At 61.1% G+C, this 16,150-nt stretch carries 15 protein-coding genes and 1 pseudogene; 13 read left to right on the forward strand and 3 right to left on the reverse strand.

Annotated elements, in window-relative coordinates; all coding sequences use genetic code 11:
• Window positions 1-181 precede the first annotated feature (181 nt).
• Genes ACHZCU_RS22510 through ACHZCU_RS22540 form a run of 7 tightly spaced genes read left to right on the forward strand, consistent with a single transcriptional unit; the run spans window position 182 to window position 5,810 of the window.
• Window positions 182-1,075, forward strand: a complete 894-nt coding sequence (locus tag ACHZCU_RS22510) for a carbohydrate kinase family protein (RefSeq protein ID WP_319520539.1) — start codon at window positions 182-184, stop codon at window positions 1,073-1,075.
• On the forward strand, window positions 1,072-1,914 hold the full coding sequence (locus ACHZCU_RS22515; protein ID WP_319520540.1) for a BtpA/SgcQ family protein: 843 nt from the start codon (window positions 1,072-1,074) through the stop codon (window positions 1,912-1,914). The genes ACHZCU_RS22510 and ACHZCU_RS22515 overlap by 4 nt, the downstream gene beginning before the upstream one ends.
• Before the next feature lie 2 nt (window positions 1,915-1,916).
• On the forward strand, window positions 1,917-2,705 hold the full coding sequence (locus tag ACHZCU_RS22520; RefSeq protein WP_319520541.1) for a hypothetical protein: 789 nt from the start codon (window positions 1,917-1,919) through the stop codon (window positions 2,703-2,705).
• Window positions 2,698-3,030 carry a hypothetical protein gene (locus tag ACHZCU_RS22525; protein ID WP_319520542.1) on the forward strand — a complete coding sequence of 111 codons (333 nt, stop codon included), beginning with the start codon at window positions 2,698-2,700 and terminating at the stop codon, window positions 3,028-3,030. Before ACHZCU_RS22520 ends, ACHZCU_RS22525 begins: the two co-directional genes overlap by 8 nt.
• Window positions 3,027-3,785, forward strand: coding sequence for an ATP-binding cassette domain-containing protein (locus ACHZCU_RS22530; protein WP_319520543.1), 759 nt, complete (start codon window positions 3,027-3,029; stop codon window positions 3,783-3,785). Before ACHZCU_RS22525 ends, ACHZCU_RS22530 begins: the two co-directional genes overlap by 4 nt.
• Window positions 3,785-4,819, forward strand: coding sequence for an ABC transporter permease (locus ACHZCU_RS22535; protein WP_319520544.1), 1,035 nt, complete (start codon window positions 3,785-3,787; stop codon window positions 4,817-4,819). Before ACHZCU_RS22530 ends, ACHZCU_RS22535 begins: the two co-directional genes overlap by 1 nt.
• A gap of 37 nt (window positions 4,820-4,856) precedes the next feature.
• Window positions 4,857-5,810 carry an ABC transporter substrate-binding protein gene (locus ACHZCU_RS22540; protein ID WP_319520545.1) on the forward strand — a complete coding sequence of 318 codons (954 nt, stop codon included), beginning with the start codon at window positions 4,857-4,859 and terminating at the stop codon, window positions 5,808-5,810.
• Between the two features lie 93 nt (window positions 5,811-5,903).
• On the opposite strand, the gene ACHZCU_RS22545 is transcribed toward ACHZCU_RS22540, so the two are convergent.
• Window positions 5,904-6,953, reverse strand: a complete 1,050-nt coding sequence (locus ACHZCU_RS22545) for a LacI family DNA-binding transcriptional regulator (protein WP_319520546.1) — start codon at window positions 6,951-6,953, stop codon at window positions 5,904-5,906.
• Complete coding sequence (locus ACHZCU_RS22550; RefSeq protein WP_319520547.1) at window positions 6,950-7,174, reverse strand: hypothetical protein; 225 nt, start codon at window positions 7,172-7,174, stop codon at window positions 6,950-6,952. The genes ACHZCU_RS22545 and ACHZCU_RS22550 overlap by 4 nt, the downstream gene beginning before the upstream one ends.
• Here ACHZCU_RS22550 and ACHZCU_RS22555 point away from each other — a divergent pair.
• The 6 genes and pseudogenes from ACHZCU_RS22555 to ACHZCU_RS22580 all read left to right on the forward strand — a co-directional run.
• Complete coding sequence (locus tag ACHZCU_RS22555) at window positions 7,167-8,351, forward strand: glycoside hydrolase family 88 protein (RefSeq protein WP_319520548.1); 1,185 nt, start codon at window positions 7,167-7,169, stop codon at window positions 8,349-8,351. The genes ACHZCU_RS22550 and ACHZCU_RS22555 overlap by 8 nt on opposite strands.
• 7 nt (window positions 8,352-8,358) lie before the next feature.
• A complete protein-coding gene (locus tag ACHZCU_RS22560) occupies window positions 8,359-10,119 on the forward strand; it encodes a DUF2264 domain-containing protein (protein ID WP_319520549.1) in 1,761 nt (586 codons plus the stop codon).
• Window positions 10,120-10,174: 55 nt separating this feature from the next.
• Window positions 10,175-11,446, forward strand: coding sequence for an ABC transporter substrate-binding protein (locus ACHZCU_RS22565; protein WP_319520550.1), 1,272 nt, complete (start codon window positions 10,175-10,177; stop codon window positions 11,444-11,446).
• Between the two features lie 221 nt (window positions 11,447-11,667).
• Entirely contained in the window at window positions 11,668-12,555 is an 888-nt protein-coding gene (locus tag ACHZCU_RS22570) for a sugar ABC transporter permease (RefSeq protein ID WP_319520551.1), read from the forward strand.
• Window positions 12,552-13,481 carry a carbohydrate ABC transporter permease gene (locus ACHZCU_RS22575; RefSeq protein WP_319520552.1) on the forward strand — a complete coding sequence of 310 codons (930 nt, stop codon included), beginning with the start codon at window positions 12,552-12,554 and terminating at the stop codon, window positions 13,479-13,481. Before ACHZCU_RS22570 ends, ACHZCU_RS22575 begins: the two co-directional genes overlap by 4 nt.
• A gap of 15 nt (window positions 13,482-13,496) precedes the next feature.
• Window positions 13,497-14,645, forward strand: a pseudogene (locus ACHZCU_RS22580) (ABC transporter ATP-binding protein); the annotation flags it as partial.
• A gap of 356 nt (window positions 14,646-15,001) precedes the next feature.
• Here ACHZCU_RS22580 and ACHZCU_RS22585 read toward each other — a convergent pair.
• On the reverse strand, window positions 15,002-16,039 hold the full coding sequence (locus ACHZCU_RS22585) for a Gfo/Idh/MocA family oxidoreductase (RefSeq protein ID WP_319520554.1): 1,038 nt from the start codon (window positions 16,037-16,039) through the stop codon (window positions 15,002-15,004).
• Window positions 16,040-16,150: the final 111 nt, after the last annotated feature.

The raw sequence follows: 16,150 nt of genomic DNA on the forward strand, positions 1-16,150 counted from the left end.
ACAGCAACATATGAACGGAAAACAGTCGGAAACGATGGTTTGTCGCCTTGACTTCCGTCCTTTCGGTGGAATTTTGCACATATTTTGTACCAAGATAATTTTTGTTCAAAAAATAATCTAAGACTGTTGACGGAAAATGTCATTACATTGATAGTAATCATCATTACAAATGAGGTGTTCAATGAGTGGCATTGTCTTCGTCGGCGACATTAGCTGGGATGAGACCTTCCGGGTTTCGCATTTCCCGCTGCCGGATGAAAAAGTGATTGCGGACGGTGTCACCGACGGTTTCGGCGGCGTGGCCGCAAACAGTGCCGTTGCCGCTGCACGCGCCGGAGCAGGCGTCGTCTTCATGGGGCGCACGGGGACCGATGCGATATCGTCGCGGTTCGAAGAACACATGCGGAAGAATGGCATCCGCCCCGTGCTGGCGCGCCGTGAGGGCATGCTGTGCCGCGTTGTCTCGATCATCGAACCGCATGGCGAAAAGCGGCTTGCCCTTTATCCCGGCGTCTCGATCTATCCGGCGCCGGACGATCTTCAACTGCTCGATTTCGCCGATGTTTCCCATCTTCATACCGCTATTTACGGACCGGGCGGCCGGCCGCTGATCGAGATGGCGCGCAAGGCGGGCATCGGCTGGTCGCTCGATCTCGAGCCGGCGACCTTTCCCGACGGAATCCAGCAGCTGGCCTATGCCATCGACGGCGCATCCGTTCTGTTCGTCAACGACCGGGCCGCATCCCTGATCGGCGACGATCCGGTTCTACGCCTGCTGGCGATGGGGGCGCAGGCCGTCATCCGCACGCACGGCAGCGAGGGCGCCGAATATCACGCGGCGGACACCAGCATTTCCGTTTCCGCGCCGCAAGGGATGCCGGTGCGCGACACGACAGGGGCGGGCGATTGCCTGGCGGGTTGGTTCCTTGCCGGCCGCGCGCGCGGCCTTTCCCCGGCTGCAGCACTGGAAGACGCGGTCTTCGCGGCAACCATGTCATGCAGCGGCGAGGGCGCGCAGACCGCTTACCCGTCTCTCGAAGAATTCAATGAACAAAAGGAAAAAAGGGCAAAATGACAGCTCCCGTAGTAATGCCGCCGAAGGAGAATACGCTTGAGCGGTTGTTTGGCGTCAGAAAACCGATCATCGGCGTTATCCATCTGGCAGCGCTTCCCGGCGCGCCGCGGTATGAAGGCATGCCGGTGCGCGAAATCTATGCCGCGGCCGTGCGCGATGCCAAAACGCTCGCCGAAGGCGGTGTCGACGGCATCATGATCGAAAATGCCGGCGACATGCCGTTCGCCCGCCCGGAGGATATCGGTTTTGAGACGGTCTCCTGCCTGACGGCGGCCTGCGAGGCGGTCCGGGCGGCCGTCGACACGCCAATCGGGCTGACCTGCGTTGCCAATGGCGCAATCCCCGGCCTTGCCGTGGCCAAGGCGGTGGAGGCCAAATGGGTGCGCGTCAACCAATGGGCCAATGCCTATGTCGCCAATGAGGGCTTTCTGAACGGCGCCGCCTCGGCCGCGCTGCGCTACCGCGCCAATATAGGCGCCAAGGATGTCGCGATCCTCGCCGATGTTCACGTCAAGTTCGGCGCGCATGCCATCACCGCCGACCGGACGATCACCGAACAGGCTACCGATGCCGAATGGTTCGATGCCGATGTGCTGATTGCCACCGGCCAGCGGACCGGCTCGCCGACCCAGCCGGACGAAGTCGAGCAGGTTCGCGCCGGCACCCATCTTCCGGTCATCGTCGGTTCCGGCCTTTCGCCCGAACAGGTGCCCTCGCTGATGTCGGTTGCCGATGGCGCCATTGTCGGCCAGTGGCTGAAGAAGGATGGCGTCTGGTGGAACCCGGTCGATCCGGCCCGTGTCGAACGGCTGATGACGGCCGTTTTGAAAGCGCGCTGATCATGAGCGCACTGACCGGAGACACGGATGTCTTCACCTCCGAAAAAGCGGCGGCGGCCCGCGCCTGCGTGCTGTTTACCGCCACCCGGCAGGACGATCTGCCCGGCATCTACACACGCGCTCATGCCACCGCGATCGAAACCGTTCTGCGCGAACTTGCCGAAGAAGGCTGGATCCTGTCGCAGCGGCGCGTCTTCGATCCCGAGGCTGAAAATCGACCGATGGGGATCGATACCGGTTTCACCCATGCACACGATTTCGCCGGCGTGTTCGAGGCCCCGAGCCTCGACGCGGCACTGAATGGCACGGTCCGCCTCGAAAAAGCCGGATGGTCGCGCGCCTTCAAAACCGAATGGATGATCGGCCTGCGCGAATTTGCACCGGTTTTCGGCAAGGGCGCGCATGGCGACCATCAATGGGCGTTTCTGGCGCTCTGGGAATGGAACGACCAGTGGTGCGAGGCCAGCGTCGATGAACGCAATGCCTACGATCTGGAATGCGACGAAGCCTTCAAGGGCGATCTCGATCACGAGATCAATATCTCCGGGCGCATGCGTCTCGATATCGGCCATCACTGGCATCACCTCGGCTACTGGGAAATCGCCGGGCCGGATATCGCCGACAGCGCCATTCGCGGCCACGAGCGGGTGGCCGATTTCAAATTCACCACATCCCGGCACATCGTCGGGCGCATTCGCCCTTTGAGCGAACTGATCAAACCTGTTCATGACAAGGGCGACGACAACGGCGACGAGAAGGGCCACGACAAGGAAAAGAGGCACAATGGCTGACCTTGCATCAAACAGCGATACCGACTGCATCTGGCTGCACTATGCGCGCCCCCGGCCGCACTGGTATCTGACGGAAGAGGCCGAGAAACAGGAACTGACGCGCCGCTGGCAGGATATCCGCGTGGAAGCGGGCGCAAACGGCGGAATCTTTCAGGGACGGTTTCATATCCGCGGCCAGCACGATTTCGAAACCGTCGACGTCTGGCGTTTTCCCGGCAGCCAGGCCGCCTATGACCACTGGCAGGCGCTCGTCGAGGCCCGCTACAGCGAATTCTTCGCGTTCTCGAACAATATCGGTCTGGCGATGGGTGGAGAGGCGGAATGACGTCTCCGCTGCTTGAGGCCAAGGGGATACGCCGCACGTTCGGGCATGTTCAGGCGCTGCGCGGCGTCGATTTCGAGGTCCGGCCGAACGAGATTGTCGCCCTGATCGGCGACAATGGCGCCGGCAAGTCGACCCTGGTGAAAATCCTCTCCGGCGCAGACCGGCCGGATGGCGGCGAACTGAAGATCGACGGCAGGCCGGTTCATTTTTCATCGCCGCGCGAAGCGCAGGAAGCCGGCATTGCCACGGTTTATCAGGATCTGGCGCTGGCGCCCGACCTGCCACCGGCGGAAAACCTGTTTTTGGGCCGCGAGCTGCTGCGGCCGGGCCTTGCCGGCAAATTCGGCCTGCTCGACCGGCCTGCCATGCGCAGGCGGGCGGCAACCGTCTTCGATGAGCTCGGCGTCAAACTCAAATCGCAAAGCGTGGCCGTGGAGACGCTGTCGGGCGGCCAGCGCCAGTCGGTGGCGATCGCCCGCGCGGCCATGTGGGCGGAAAAGATCGTCTTTCTCGATGAGCCGACTGCCGCACTCGGCGTGGTGCAGACCGAACGGGTTTTGCAACTGGCCAAGCGCGTTCGCGACAGCGGCACCTCCGTTGTCCTGATCAGCCATAACATGCCGCAGGTTCTCGAAGTTGCCGACCGCGTCCACGTTCTCAGGCTTGGCCAGTCGGTGGCCAGTCTCAGGGCGGCCGACGTCACGGTGGACGACCTCGTGAAGGCCATGACCAGCGGAAAAGCGGAGCAGCATTGATGAGCAGCAGTGAAGAATTCAACATGCCGCAATCCGGCGACGGACGGCTGCTGCGCCTTCTGGCCTCGGGCTGGATCTTTCTGCTTTTGTTGGTTCTGGTCAGCATTTTCACTGCGTTTCGTCCGGCCCAGTTCGGCTCCGGCTACAACATGCAGCAGATCGCGATCAATGCCGCGATCATCCTGGTGCTCGCCGCCGGCCAGACCTATGTCATCATCGCCGCCGGTATCGACCTGTCCATCGGGTCCGTTCTGGTGTTCTGCTCGGTGGTTTCGGCGCAGGTCATGTTGGCGCTTTCCGGTGAGGCGGGCACCACATTCGGCACGACATCGGCCGGCTGGGGCGTCATCGCCATCGGCGCGCTGGCGGCGGTGGCAACCGGTGTCCTGTGGGGCCTGCTGAACGGTTTTCTGGTCGCGGTTGCCCGCATCCCGGCGCTGATCGTCACGCTCGGCACGATGGGCATGGCGCTGGGCGGCGCGCAGATCCTGTCCGGCGGCGTCGATGTCCGGGCCATGCCGGAGCGGCTCGTCACCCATGTCGGCGCGGGGCGGCTGTTCGGCATTCCGTCACTGGTCGTCATCGCCATCGTCTGCGTGGTGATTGCCGGTGCGGTGCTGAAACTCACCCGCTTCGGCCTGCATGTCTATGCCGTTGGCTCGAACCAGGAAGGCGCGCGCCGCAGCGGCATTCCGGTTACGGCGCGGATGATGACGGTCTATGCCGTTTCCGGCGCCATGGCCGGCATTGCCGCGGTCATGGCCAATGCCCGCTTTGCCACGACCACGATCAACGGCCACACGATGGACAACCTCACCACCATCTCGGCCGTGGTTTTGGGCGGCACCAGCCTTTTCGGCGGCGCCGGCGGCATGTTCGGAACCGTGATCGGCGTCTTCATCCCGATCATCCTGCTCAATGGCTTCGTCATCCTCGGAATACCGCCCTTCTGGCAGACCGTTGCCATGGGGGCGGTGCTGATCCTCGCCGTCTGGATCGATCAGCTCAAAAGGCGGCTCAGAAAGCGCGGATGAACCGCGCGGGAATAAAACCAACCATAAAGGAACAAGCATGACTGCAATGAAAATCGCATCGGCTCTTCTTCTTACCGCCGGTCTCGCAACAACGGCCATGCCGGCCCATGCCGCTGATAACGGCACGGTCTCTCTCGTCCTCGGCGTGAAGGGCAGCCCGTTCTATCAGGCGCTTCAGTGCGGCGCGATGGCCCGTGCCGACGAACTGGGTCTTGATCTTTCCGTCTCGGCGCCGGACCAGTTCGCCGCCGACAGCCAGATCCCGGTCGTCAACGCCGTCACCGCAACCGCGCCCGACGCTGCCGTCATCGTGCCCACCGACATGCAGGCGCTGGTGCAGCCGATGAAGGAACTGGCCGGACGCGGCACCAAGGTGCTGACGGTGGACCAGACACTGGCCGACACATCCTTCATCGAGACACAGGTTCTCACCGACAACGAGGAAGGCGGAAAACTGGCGGCGGATGCCATGGCCAAGCTCATCGGCGAAAAGGGCAAGGTCATGGTCATCACCCAGCCGCCCGGTTCTCTGGCGCAGGATGCCCGCACTGCCGGTTTCGAAGAAGAAATCGCCAAATATCCGGACATCGAATATCTCGGTCCGCAATACCAGTCCGACGATCCCCAGAAAGCGGCCGAGATCGTGACATCGACGCTGTCGGCGCATCCCGATCTGGCCGCGATCTTCTCCACCAACGACCAGGGCGCAATCGGCGCGATTACCGGCCTGCGTCAGGCCGGCGCCGTCGGCAAGGTCAAGATGGTCGCCTATGACGCCGCCTCGGCCGAAGTCGCTGCGCTGAAAAACGGTGCGATCCAGGCGCTGATCGCCCAGAACCCCAAGGCCGAGGGCGAAGCGGCAATGGATGCGGCTGCGGCGCTGATCAATGGCGAAACGCTCGACAAGGTGACCATGACCGAAATCGTCACGATCACCGCCGATCAGCCGGAACTGGCCGACAAGTACGAGTATATCGCCGATTGCATGTAATCCTTGCATGAAAGGGCCGGGCGGAAACATGTTTCCGCCCGGCTTTTCTTGCCGTTTTGTTTGCGAGTTTACCGCTGTCTGTGCCGTCGGTCTTCAGCGCGCGGTGCGGTCCTTGACGGAGGCGCGGGGCGTTACCGATACGCCCATGGCAAGGCGGCGTTCGGGCAGTTGAGGCAGGCTGGAACGTTCGAGCAGAAGGCTGACCGCCGTGCGGCCGATCTCGCGCCGGTCGACATGGATCGAACTGAGCGGCGGATTGCAATGGGCGCAGATCGGCAGGTCGTCGAAACCGATCACCGATATGTCGTCGGGGATGGAAAGACCCGCCCCTGCGGCGGCCTGCATGACGCCGACGGCGAGCATATCGGCGGCACAGACAAAGCCCGTATAATCGAAGGTTCCCGCAGACATGCGCGCTTCCACGGCCAGCCGGGCATCTTCACTCATCAGTGCGGGGCTTTGCGTGTCGATCAGATGGATTTCCGGATCATAGGCAATGCCGAAATCTGCCAGCGCATCGCGAAACCCATCCAGGCGGAGCGCGAAGGAAACGCGGCGCAGATGGGTCACATGTGCAATATTGCGATGTCCCTGTTCCAGCAGGTGACGGGCAGCGGCCCATCCGCCAAAATGATAATCCGGTGAAACGCTCGAAACCCGCATGTGCCGGTCGGCGCCGTTGACCAGAACGGCCGGACAGCCCAGCGCGGCGACGGCATCGACAAGCTCGGGCTGGTCTATACCCAGCACGATGATGCTTTCCGGCCTTTGCGCCGTGAACAGCCGCCCGCGCTCCAGAAACGATTCCAGATTGCCTGAGGGGACCAGTTCGACCGATGTGGCTATGCCCTGCCGTTCGGACTCCTCCAGAATCGCATCCAGGATCTCTCCGTAAAACTGGCCGCTGACAATGAAGTGGTCGAATGTGACAATCGTCGTGCTGCCGATTGCGTAGACCGGCTGGGGGGCAAGCTGACGTTTCTGGTAGCCCAGCCTGCGCGCCGTATCGATGATCCGGGATGTGACTTCCGGGCTGACCCCCTCGCGGCGGTTGAGCGCCTTCGAAACGGTCCCGACGGATACGCCGGCAGCATTGGCCACATCCTGAAGCGTTGCTGTCGCAAGCTTTCGCCTGTCACTCATTTCGCAAACCATTCCTTCTGTTGCCGCGGCACGCCGGTCGGGCACGGCCTTGCATCAAGAACGAAAACTTTCGCAAGGTCAACGGCCTTGCCATGGCCCTTTTGCGCCAGTGTCCGACGGTCTAGCATCATTTGCGAAAATAACGAAAAGTTTTTTTCGTTGACAAATTTTTCGTTATGGCGGTAACCTTTTTGTATCTTGAAAGGACGACGCATGACCATCAGCACTGCCCCCCTTGCCGATGCTACACAGATGACCTCGCCGCTGGCCGCTGACCGGCAGGCTGTTCTCGACCGGTGTGTTGCGCGCGTTGCGGAAACGTCCCGGGTCATCGGGCTTCGAAACCCGAGGGTCGGGCGGGCGGATCTGAGCTGGGACTATTGCGATCCGTTCGACTGGGTCATCAGCTTTTATGCCGGTCAGCTGTGGCTGGCCTACCAGTTTAGCGGCAATCCGGCGCTCGCCAATCTGGCGCGGGCGCGGCAGGCCGATCTGCGGTTGGTGCTCGATACCGTGGCCGGGCAGGACCACGATCTCGGTTTCATCTTTTCGCTGAACTGCGTCGCCGACTGGAAGCTTACCGGACATGAGGCGTCCCGGGCGCTTGCTCTGCGGGCGGCAGAGGCGCTGCGGGCGCGGTTCAATTGCGCGGGACACTATATTCAGGCATGGAATGCGGCAGGGCCGGAGAGGCCCGAGCGCGCGGCATTCGTTGCCGGCCGGATCATCGCCGATACGATGCAGAATCTTGCTCTGCTGTACTGGGCGCATGCGGAGACGGGAAACCCGGATTTCAAGGCTGTTGCGGACAGCCATGCCGAGACGACGCGAAAAACGCTGGTCCGCGATGATGGAACATCGTTTCATACCTATGTCTTCGATCCGGTCTCGGGTGCGCCGCTGCGTGGCGAAACGCATCAGGGCTATGCCCATGATTCCTGCTGGTCGCGGGGTCAGGCCTGGCTCATTCACGGTTTTGCCCTGTGCTATCAGACCACCGGCAACGCCGATTATCTCGCAACCGCACGCCGTCTGGCATCGGCTGCGGAGGTTCTGCTCGGCGATGACGCGGTTCCGCTCTGGGACTTCCGCCTGCCGGCTGGCGAACCGCAGCATCTGGACAGTTCGGCCGGCGCGGTCATGTCGGCGGGGCTGTTCATTCTTGCGGATGTGACCACTGGCGAGGAGAGCCTGCACTGGCGGGCGCTGGCCGAGCGCCTGCTGGACGGACTTGTGAAAAACTGCGACCTGACGCAGACGCAAGGCGCGCTCGGGCTACTGTCCGGCGGCGCGGCGAATGTGCCGCGCGGCAGCTATGACACCATGCTTCCCTATGGCGATTACTACTATATGGAAGCGCTGATGCGGTCGCTGGGCCACCGCCGGTTCGGCTGGTGAGCGCATCATGAAACACGTTGTCCCCCCATTCGATATAACCGCGGATCTCGGACGCGAGGAAACCGGCCGCCTGCTGAACTGGATCGTCGGCAATCATCTCGGCGCTCTGGTCAGAAACGATACCGGAATGGAAATCGGCCCAACCGCCGCCGCGTTCGATGCCGATGCAGCGCAGATGGAGGGGTTCTCACGTCTGCTCTGGGGGATCGTTCCCGCTGTTGCCGGCGGTTTTCAGGTGGCGGGGCTGGATCGCATCCTCAACGGCATCGCCAACGGTACCGATCCCGAAAGCCCGGCCTATTGGCGCCAACCCGGCGACATGGACCAGCGGCTGGTGGAAATGGCGGCTTTCGCCTTTCTTATCCGCGAGACGCCGGCGCTTGTGAATGACGCCCTGTCGCAACAGGCACAGGACAATCTCTGCCGCTTTCTGGCAACCATCCAGACCGTCCATATCAACCCGAGCAACTGGCGGTTTTTCCGGGTTCTGGTGATTGATGCGCTGGCCAGTCTCGGATGGCCCGTCGATCAGGATTGCCTTGCGCGCGAACTCGATTTCATCGACCGGCAATATGTCGGCGACGGCTGGTACCAGGATGGCGAATATGCGCAGCGGTTTGACTATTACAACCCGCTGGCCTTCCACTTTTACGGACTGCTTTATGCACGCTGGCACGCGGATGATGACCCTGAACGCGCCCGCCGCTTTGTCGCGCGGGCACAGGAATTCGCCCTGTCCTATCGCCACTGGTTTGCCGAAGACGGTGCGGCGATCGCCTATGGCCGGTCGCTGACCTATCGTTTTGCATCGGCCGGTTTCTGGGGGCTTCTGGCCGGGTTCGGGCACCCGGAGTTGAGCCCCGGCGTGCTGCGCGGGCTTTGGTCGCGCGCCATGCGCTGGTGGTTCGGCCAGCCGCTTTGGGATGGAGAAGGCCGGTTTACGGTGGGCTACAGCTATCCGAACCTGCTGATGAGCGAGTTTTATAACAGCGCGCAGTCGCCGTTATGGGCGCTCAAGGCGTTTGCACCGCTCCTGCTGCCGGCAGACCATCCTTTCTGGACGGAGCCGGCGCAGGCGGATGCACCGCCCGCAATACGCAATGTCGCAGCGACAAAGCAGATCAACTGGCACGCCGGCGGCGTTGCCTATCTGATGGCCCCGCCGCCGCGCCACCGTGAAGTCCGGCGCAGTGCCGACAAATACGCGAAATTTGCCTATTCCTCGCATCACGGGTTTTGCGTCGAGGCGCTGGAATGGCTTCCCAGCGGCTTTGCCGGCGACAATATCCTGGCGCTCAGTCGCGACGGGCAGGACTGGCGTTTTCGCGATGAAGCGGAAGATGCCGCTCTGGAAAACGGAGAACTCAAAACCGTATGGTCGCCTTTTGCCGGTTGCCGCGTGACCACGCTGCAGAAACCGGATGGCGATGGCGAGCTGCGCACCAGCATCATCGAGACGGACACGCCGTTGCAGCTTGTCGCCACCGGTCATGCCGCCGATCTCTGGGTCGCGCCGCGATCGCTGCAGCAGGTCGTCGAGGACGAGGAGCCTGCGGGTGATGCGCCCGCCGCCGTCGGCAGCATGCTTTTCAGCGATCTGCGCGATCTCGATGGCCGAATGGCGCGCCGGGTTCTGCCGAGCGCGCCCAATACCAACCTTATTTATCCCCGTTGCGCGGTTCCGGCGCTGATCGGCTCTGTTCCGGTCGGGCGCACGGAACTGCGAACCCGTCTGACTGCGGGCCGGAGGTCGCCGGCAGTCATCTGAACCACCGTAAAACTTGGGAGGAAGTACCATTTTCAGGAATTTGACATTTGCCGCAATGGCGGCAACAGCGCTCGTATCGCTGTCGGCAGGCAGCGTTCTTGCGGAGCAGACCGAAATCCGTTTTGGCTGGTGGGGCAATGAAGCCCGCGCGGCCAACACGCTCAAGGTCATCGAGATGTTCGAGGAGAAGTATCCCGACATCACGGTCAAGGCGGAATATTCCGGCTATAACGGCTACCAGACGCGCCTTTCCACGCAGTTTGCCGGTGGCGCGGAGCCGGATATCAGCCAGGTTCTGCTGGCATGGTTGCCGCTGTTTTCGAAAGACGGCGACGGCTTTTACGACATCAACGACGTGTCGGATACCATCGATCTCAGCCAGTTCCCGCAGTCGACGCTCGATCAGGTCACCATCAATGGCAGGCTTCAGGGCGTTCCGGTTGGCTCCACGGGGTTCCTGTTCGTATGGAACAAGGTTCCGTGGGAAGAGGCCGGGCTCGACTACCCGGAAACCTGGGATGAACTTTTTGAAGATGCCGGCCTGATGCGCGAACGGCTCGGAGAGGACTATTATCCCATCGATCCGACCATCCAGGGCAGTATCCTGATTTCGCTGTCCTGGGCGATGCAGAAGTACAACGTCAATTTCGTCGATCCGAATAAACCCGAGATCGCCATGAGCGAAGAACAGATTGCCGACTGGCTCAGCTTCTTCAAAAGGCTTGAAGACGAGCATGTCATGGTCTCGATCAAGGACCGCATCGCGCTTGGCGGCGCGGAAAAGCCCACCACGGAAATGTCGGAATGGGTCGAGGGCAAGTGGGGCGGCATCTATTCGCAGGATGCGACGCTGACCTCGCGCGGCGATACGTTGCCGGATGGCCTCGACCAGCTGGATGTCGGCCCGTATGTGATGATTCCGGGGGCCGAGACCACCGGCATGATGAGCCGCACCGGGTTCGTCTATTCGATCAGCAAGAATTCCGAGCACCCGGAAGCGGCGGCAAAGTTCATCAACTACCTGACCACCGATCCGGATGTCGCGCGCGTGATCGGCGTTTCCCGAGCCATCCCGGCTTCGAAGGCGCAGTGGGACGTGCTGGTGAGCGAAAATCTCATTCCGCCGATCCAGGTCGAGGGCACCGATCAGATTACCGAACTGACGGAAGCCGGGCTGGTGCCGAAATTCTCGCTCTATTTCGAACATCCGCTGATGTACCGGCTGCTCTACGATACCTTCGAACAGCTGTCCTTCGGAAAGATCACGCCTGAACAGGGGGCCGAATCCCTGATGAAGAAGGGCAACAGGATTCTTTCCAAACTCTGAAAACCGTCCCGGCGGCAGGGCAGGTGTCTTGCCGCCGGATCGAACCGGACTTTCGACGTTCCGGGATCCGATTTTTGTGCCGGTGAAGACCGTAGGGCGCTTCGGTAAAATGGCAGGTCGTCTTTCCTGTCATCCCTTGGTGCGCGCCGACTTCAACCATCGCATATTCCTGCCGCAGTGCGTCCAACTCACGGCTGCGCAAACGCTTCTTGGTGATACGAATGTATGAAAGCAAGCGACTGGGCTACCTGTTTGTTCTGCCCTTTATATTGGGAATCCTGTCCTTCAACCTGTTTCCCTTTGTGGCCTCCTTTGCGCTGAGTTTTACCGACTATCCGCTGATCGGCTCGCCCACCTATACCGGCCTGGAAAACTATCAGGAGATGTTTTTCGAGGACGAACTTTTCTGGCAGTCGCTGTTCGTCACGGTCGCCTTCACCTTTGTCGTGGTGCCGTTGCGGCTGGTGGTCGCGCTGTTCATGGCACAGGTTCTGAACTTCAAGCTGCGCGGCATCAATTTCTTTCGCGCTGCCTACTACATGCCGACAATCCTCGGCGGTTCGATCGCGATTTCCATCCTGTGGCAGTATCTTTTCCAGACCCACGGTCTGGTCAATCTGATCCTCTCGGTGGTGGGTATCGAGCCCATTCAGTGGCTGGCAAGCGAGCACTATGCGATCTGGACGATCGTGCTGCTCAATGTCTGGCAGTTCGGCGCGGCCATGGTGATCTTTCTGGCGGCCCTGCAGGGCGTTCCGGTCTCGCTTTACGAAGCGGCGGAAGTCGATGGCGCCTCGATGTGGCGCAAGTTCTGGAATGTGACGGTCCCGCTGATCACGCCTGTCATCTTCTTCAACATGATCATGCAGATCGTCAATTGTTTCCAGGAATTCAACGCGCCGTACATGATTACAAACGGCGGGCCCATGTATTCGACCTATGTCATGGCGATGTATATCTACGAGGAAGCCTTTGAATACTTCAACATGGGGTATGCAAGCGCGCTGTCGTGGGTGCTGTTCCTGGTTATCGTCCTTCTCGCCGGGCTGCTGTTCTGGTCGTCGAGCTATTGGGTGTTTTACTCCGGAGAAAAGGAGCGGACAAAATGAGCAGTCTCAATGCAATCGACACATCTGCCGCGCTCAGAAACACGGTTCTTTCGCATTCGGAGATCAAACGCACCCGCCGGCGCCAGCGGATCAATGCGGCCTTGCGCTACATCATCCTGATCGTGGTCGGCGTCCTGATGCTCTATCCGCTGCTCTGGCTGGTCGGCGCATCGTTCAAGACCAATCAGGAAATCTTCACCTCGATCTGGTTCCTGCCGCACGATCTCAGCCAACTGCTGGATTTCAGCGCCTATGTCGACGGCTGGACCACCCGGACGGAATACACATTCGCGACCTATTTCATGAACTCCCTGCTGATCACCGTTCCGCGGGTTTTCGTGACGCTGCTGTCGTGCACGCTGGTGGCCTATTCCTTCGCGCGGTTCGAATATCCCGGGCGCAAGATCCTCTTCGCGATCATGATTGCAACCATGCTGCTGCCGCCGATTGTTCTGCGGGTTCCGCAATATCTCCTGTTCAAGGAGATGCACATGATCGACAGCTACTGGCCACTGATCCTGCCGTCGGCGTTTGCGACGGATACGTTCTTCACCTTTCTGTTCGTCCAGTTCCTGCGGGGAATCCCGCGCGACATGGAGGAGGCGGCCATCATCGACGGCTGCAATGCCCTGCAATTGCTGTGGCATATCGTGGTGCCGCTGTTGAAGCCGGCACTGATCTCGGCGGCGCTGTTTCAGTTCATCTGGACGATGAACGACTTTCTCGGCCCGCTGATCTACATTTCGACGGTCGGGAAATACCCCGTTTCGCTGGCGCTCAAGATGAGCATGGACATTACCGGCGACGTCGAATGGGCAAATGTGATTGCCATTTCCATCGTGGCGCTTCTTCCGTCGCTGGCCGTTTTCCTGGCAGCGCAGCGTTACTTTATCGAGGGCGCGACCTCGAGTGGCATCAAGGGATAAGAAACGGAGCTAGCTATGGCGAGTGTTAATCTCGAAAAGATCGTCAAGATCTACCCCAACGGTTTCGAGGCGGTGCATGGTGTCGATCTTGAAGTGCGCGATGGCGAATTCATGGTTTTCGTCGGCCCTTCAGGATGTTCGAAAAGCACCATCCTCAGAATGATTGCCGGACTGGAATCGATTTCCGGCGGGGCTTTGAAGATCGGCGATACCCTGTGCAACAATCTCAGGGCCAAGGAACGCGGCATTGCCATGGTGTTCCAGAACTATGCGCTCTATCCGCATATGACCGTCTACAAGAACATGGCCTTCGGGCTGAAGCTTGCCGGACTTCCAAAGAAGGAAATCCACGAACGGGTGATGGAGGCCGCCGAGGCGCTGGAAATGGAGCCGCTGCTGGACCGTCTGCCGCGCCAGCTTTCCGGCGGCCAGGCGCAGCGTGTTGCGGTCGGCCGTTGTATCGTCAAGCGCCCGGAAGTGTTCCTGTTCGATGAGCCGCTGTCCAACCTTGACGCCAAGCTACGGGCCTCAATGCGCGTCAGGCTGACCGAACTTCACCGCTCGCTGCGCGCGCAGGGCCAGCCGTCCACGGCGATCTACGTGACCCACGATCAGGTCGAGGCGATGACGATGGGCGAGCGGATCTGCGTTTTGAAGGACGGCACCATTCAGCAGGTGGATACCCCGACGACCCTTTACGAGCGCCCGGTCAATGCCTTTGTCGCAGGTTTCATCGGCTCTCCGGAAATGAATATCCACGCCGCCAGGGTGGTTGCCCGCGATGGCGGTCTCGGTGTCGAGATCGGCGGCGTCATGCTGCCGCTTCCCGAAGGCCATGCCGACCTGCTGCGCAACAGGGTCGGCGATCAGGTCCAGTTCGGCATTCGGCCCGAACATATCGGCACGACCGAAAGCGTGCGCGGGGCGGCGTTGAAGGAGGGCGGGATGACGCATCCGGTCACCGGCCGTTTTCGTCTTCGCGAGCATATGGGCAATGAGGTCTACACCCATTTCGAACTGGGCGGGCTGGAATTTGCCGCGCGCGTTCCCTCGGATTTCTCGGACGAAATCGACTATGCGGCCCGCGGCGACGCACTCCAGTTGGCGTTCATGATGCATAAAACGCATGTGTTCGATGTCGAAACCGGACAAAACCTCACACTGCCCGCGCTCGCTCAGGCCGCCGATGAGAAGGAGAGGGGACGCGAACAGGCGCCGGTCGGCATCTAAGGTCGCCGCCATAGTCGGCCATGCGCGCCGGCCGGGTTGCAACTGTTCCACTAGGCTTCAGGGCTGTCAGTTAACGCTGACGGCCTGCACTCGTGAATCTCTCAGACGTCATCCTCGTGCTTGACACGAGGATCCAGTCGCGGTTGCAGCAAGAAAAGGCGGTTGAGCTTGTGTTTCAGGGTATCCAACCGGCAAGCGGCATCACGTGTGGAGAGGCACATGGATTCTCGTGTCAAGCACGAGGATGACACGAGTGGAAAGGGTCCGGCCCTGTCCGCAGGCGCAATCCGTCAGTTGACGCTGACGGCCTGTTGTTCCTTTGATGAGCGGACGAGGGCTGCGATCAGTTTGTGAACGTCGAGCGCCTTCCGGCCTGTCACCGCCGGATCGCGGCCGGTGGCAATGGCTTCGGCGAAATCCTCGATGATCCTCTGATGGTAGACATAGGGGAAGGCCATCGGGTCGGCGCCGCCGCCTGATGTGGTTGTTTCGCCCAGCAGTTCATGGTCACCGTTGCGCCAGTGAACCTCGATCTGGCCGGATTGCAGGCGTACCGATGCCTCCTCGCAGTGGATCGCGATGCTTTCGGGCATGCCCGGAAAGCTTGCCGTGCTTGCCACCAGCGAACCGCAGGCGCCATTGGCAAAGTCCAGTCCGGCGGCAACGAAATCTTCGGCTTCCATCCGGTGCAGAGAGGACGTGCGGGTCATGGCCTGAACGCGGGAGACCGGCCCGCAAAGGGACAGCGCCAGATCAAGCGGGTGAATGGCCTGCGAAATCAGCACCCCGCCGCCGTCACGGGCGTATGTCCCCCGGCCGGGTTCGTCGTAATAGCTTTGCGGCCGCCACCAGGAAACGTTGATCTCGACGACGCCGATCGGTCCGAAACGCCCGCTTTCAAGCAGGTCCACGAGCTGCATCGACGCATCGCGCATGCGGTGCTGCAACACGATGCCCAGCGGGATGCCCGCCTGTTCGCAGCGCTCGACGATGGTCGTTGCCTGTTCCAGCGTGCGTTCGACCGGCTTTTCCATGAGGATCGGCTTTTTCGCTGCGCACAGGGCGTTGACGATGTCGGTGCGCGCATCCGGTGGCGTGCAGACGATGACGAAATCGACCGCGTCATCGGCCACAAGTGCCTCGAGATCGGCATAGGCGACCGGTACCGGCGCGTCATGCTGCTCGCCGTAGGTTTTGCAGAATGCGCCCGCGCGCTGCTGGTTGCGCGACAGCACCCCATGCAGAACGAGGTTTTCGCTGGCCGCTATCGCCCTCACATGGGCGTCCGACCCCATGCCGATGCCGATCAATGCCACGCGTGCTGCCATCTTCTCAATTCCTCTTCCGGTTTCCGTGCGCTGTCTCGGATATATGGCCGGTCCTGCAGGCCCTCAGGCGCTTTGTCCGTGTGTTCTCCGCTGATCGCTGCGGGACAATGG

The organism is uncultured Martelella sp. (assembly GCF_963677965.2).
In the GTDB taxonomy this organism is placed as follows: domain Bacteria; phylum Pseudomonadota; class Alphaproteobacteria; order Rhizobiales; family Rhizobiaceae; genus Martelella; species Martelella mangrovi.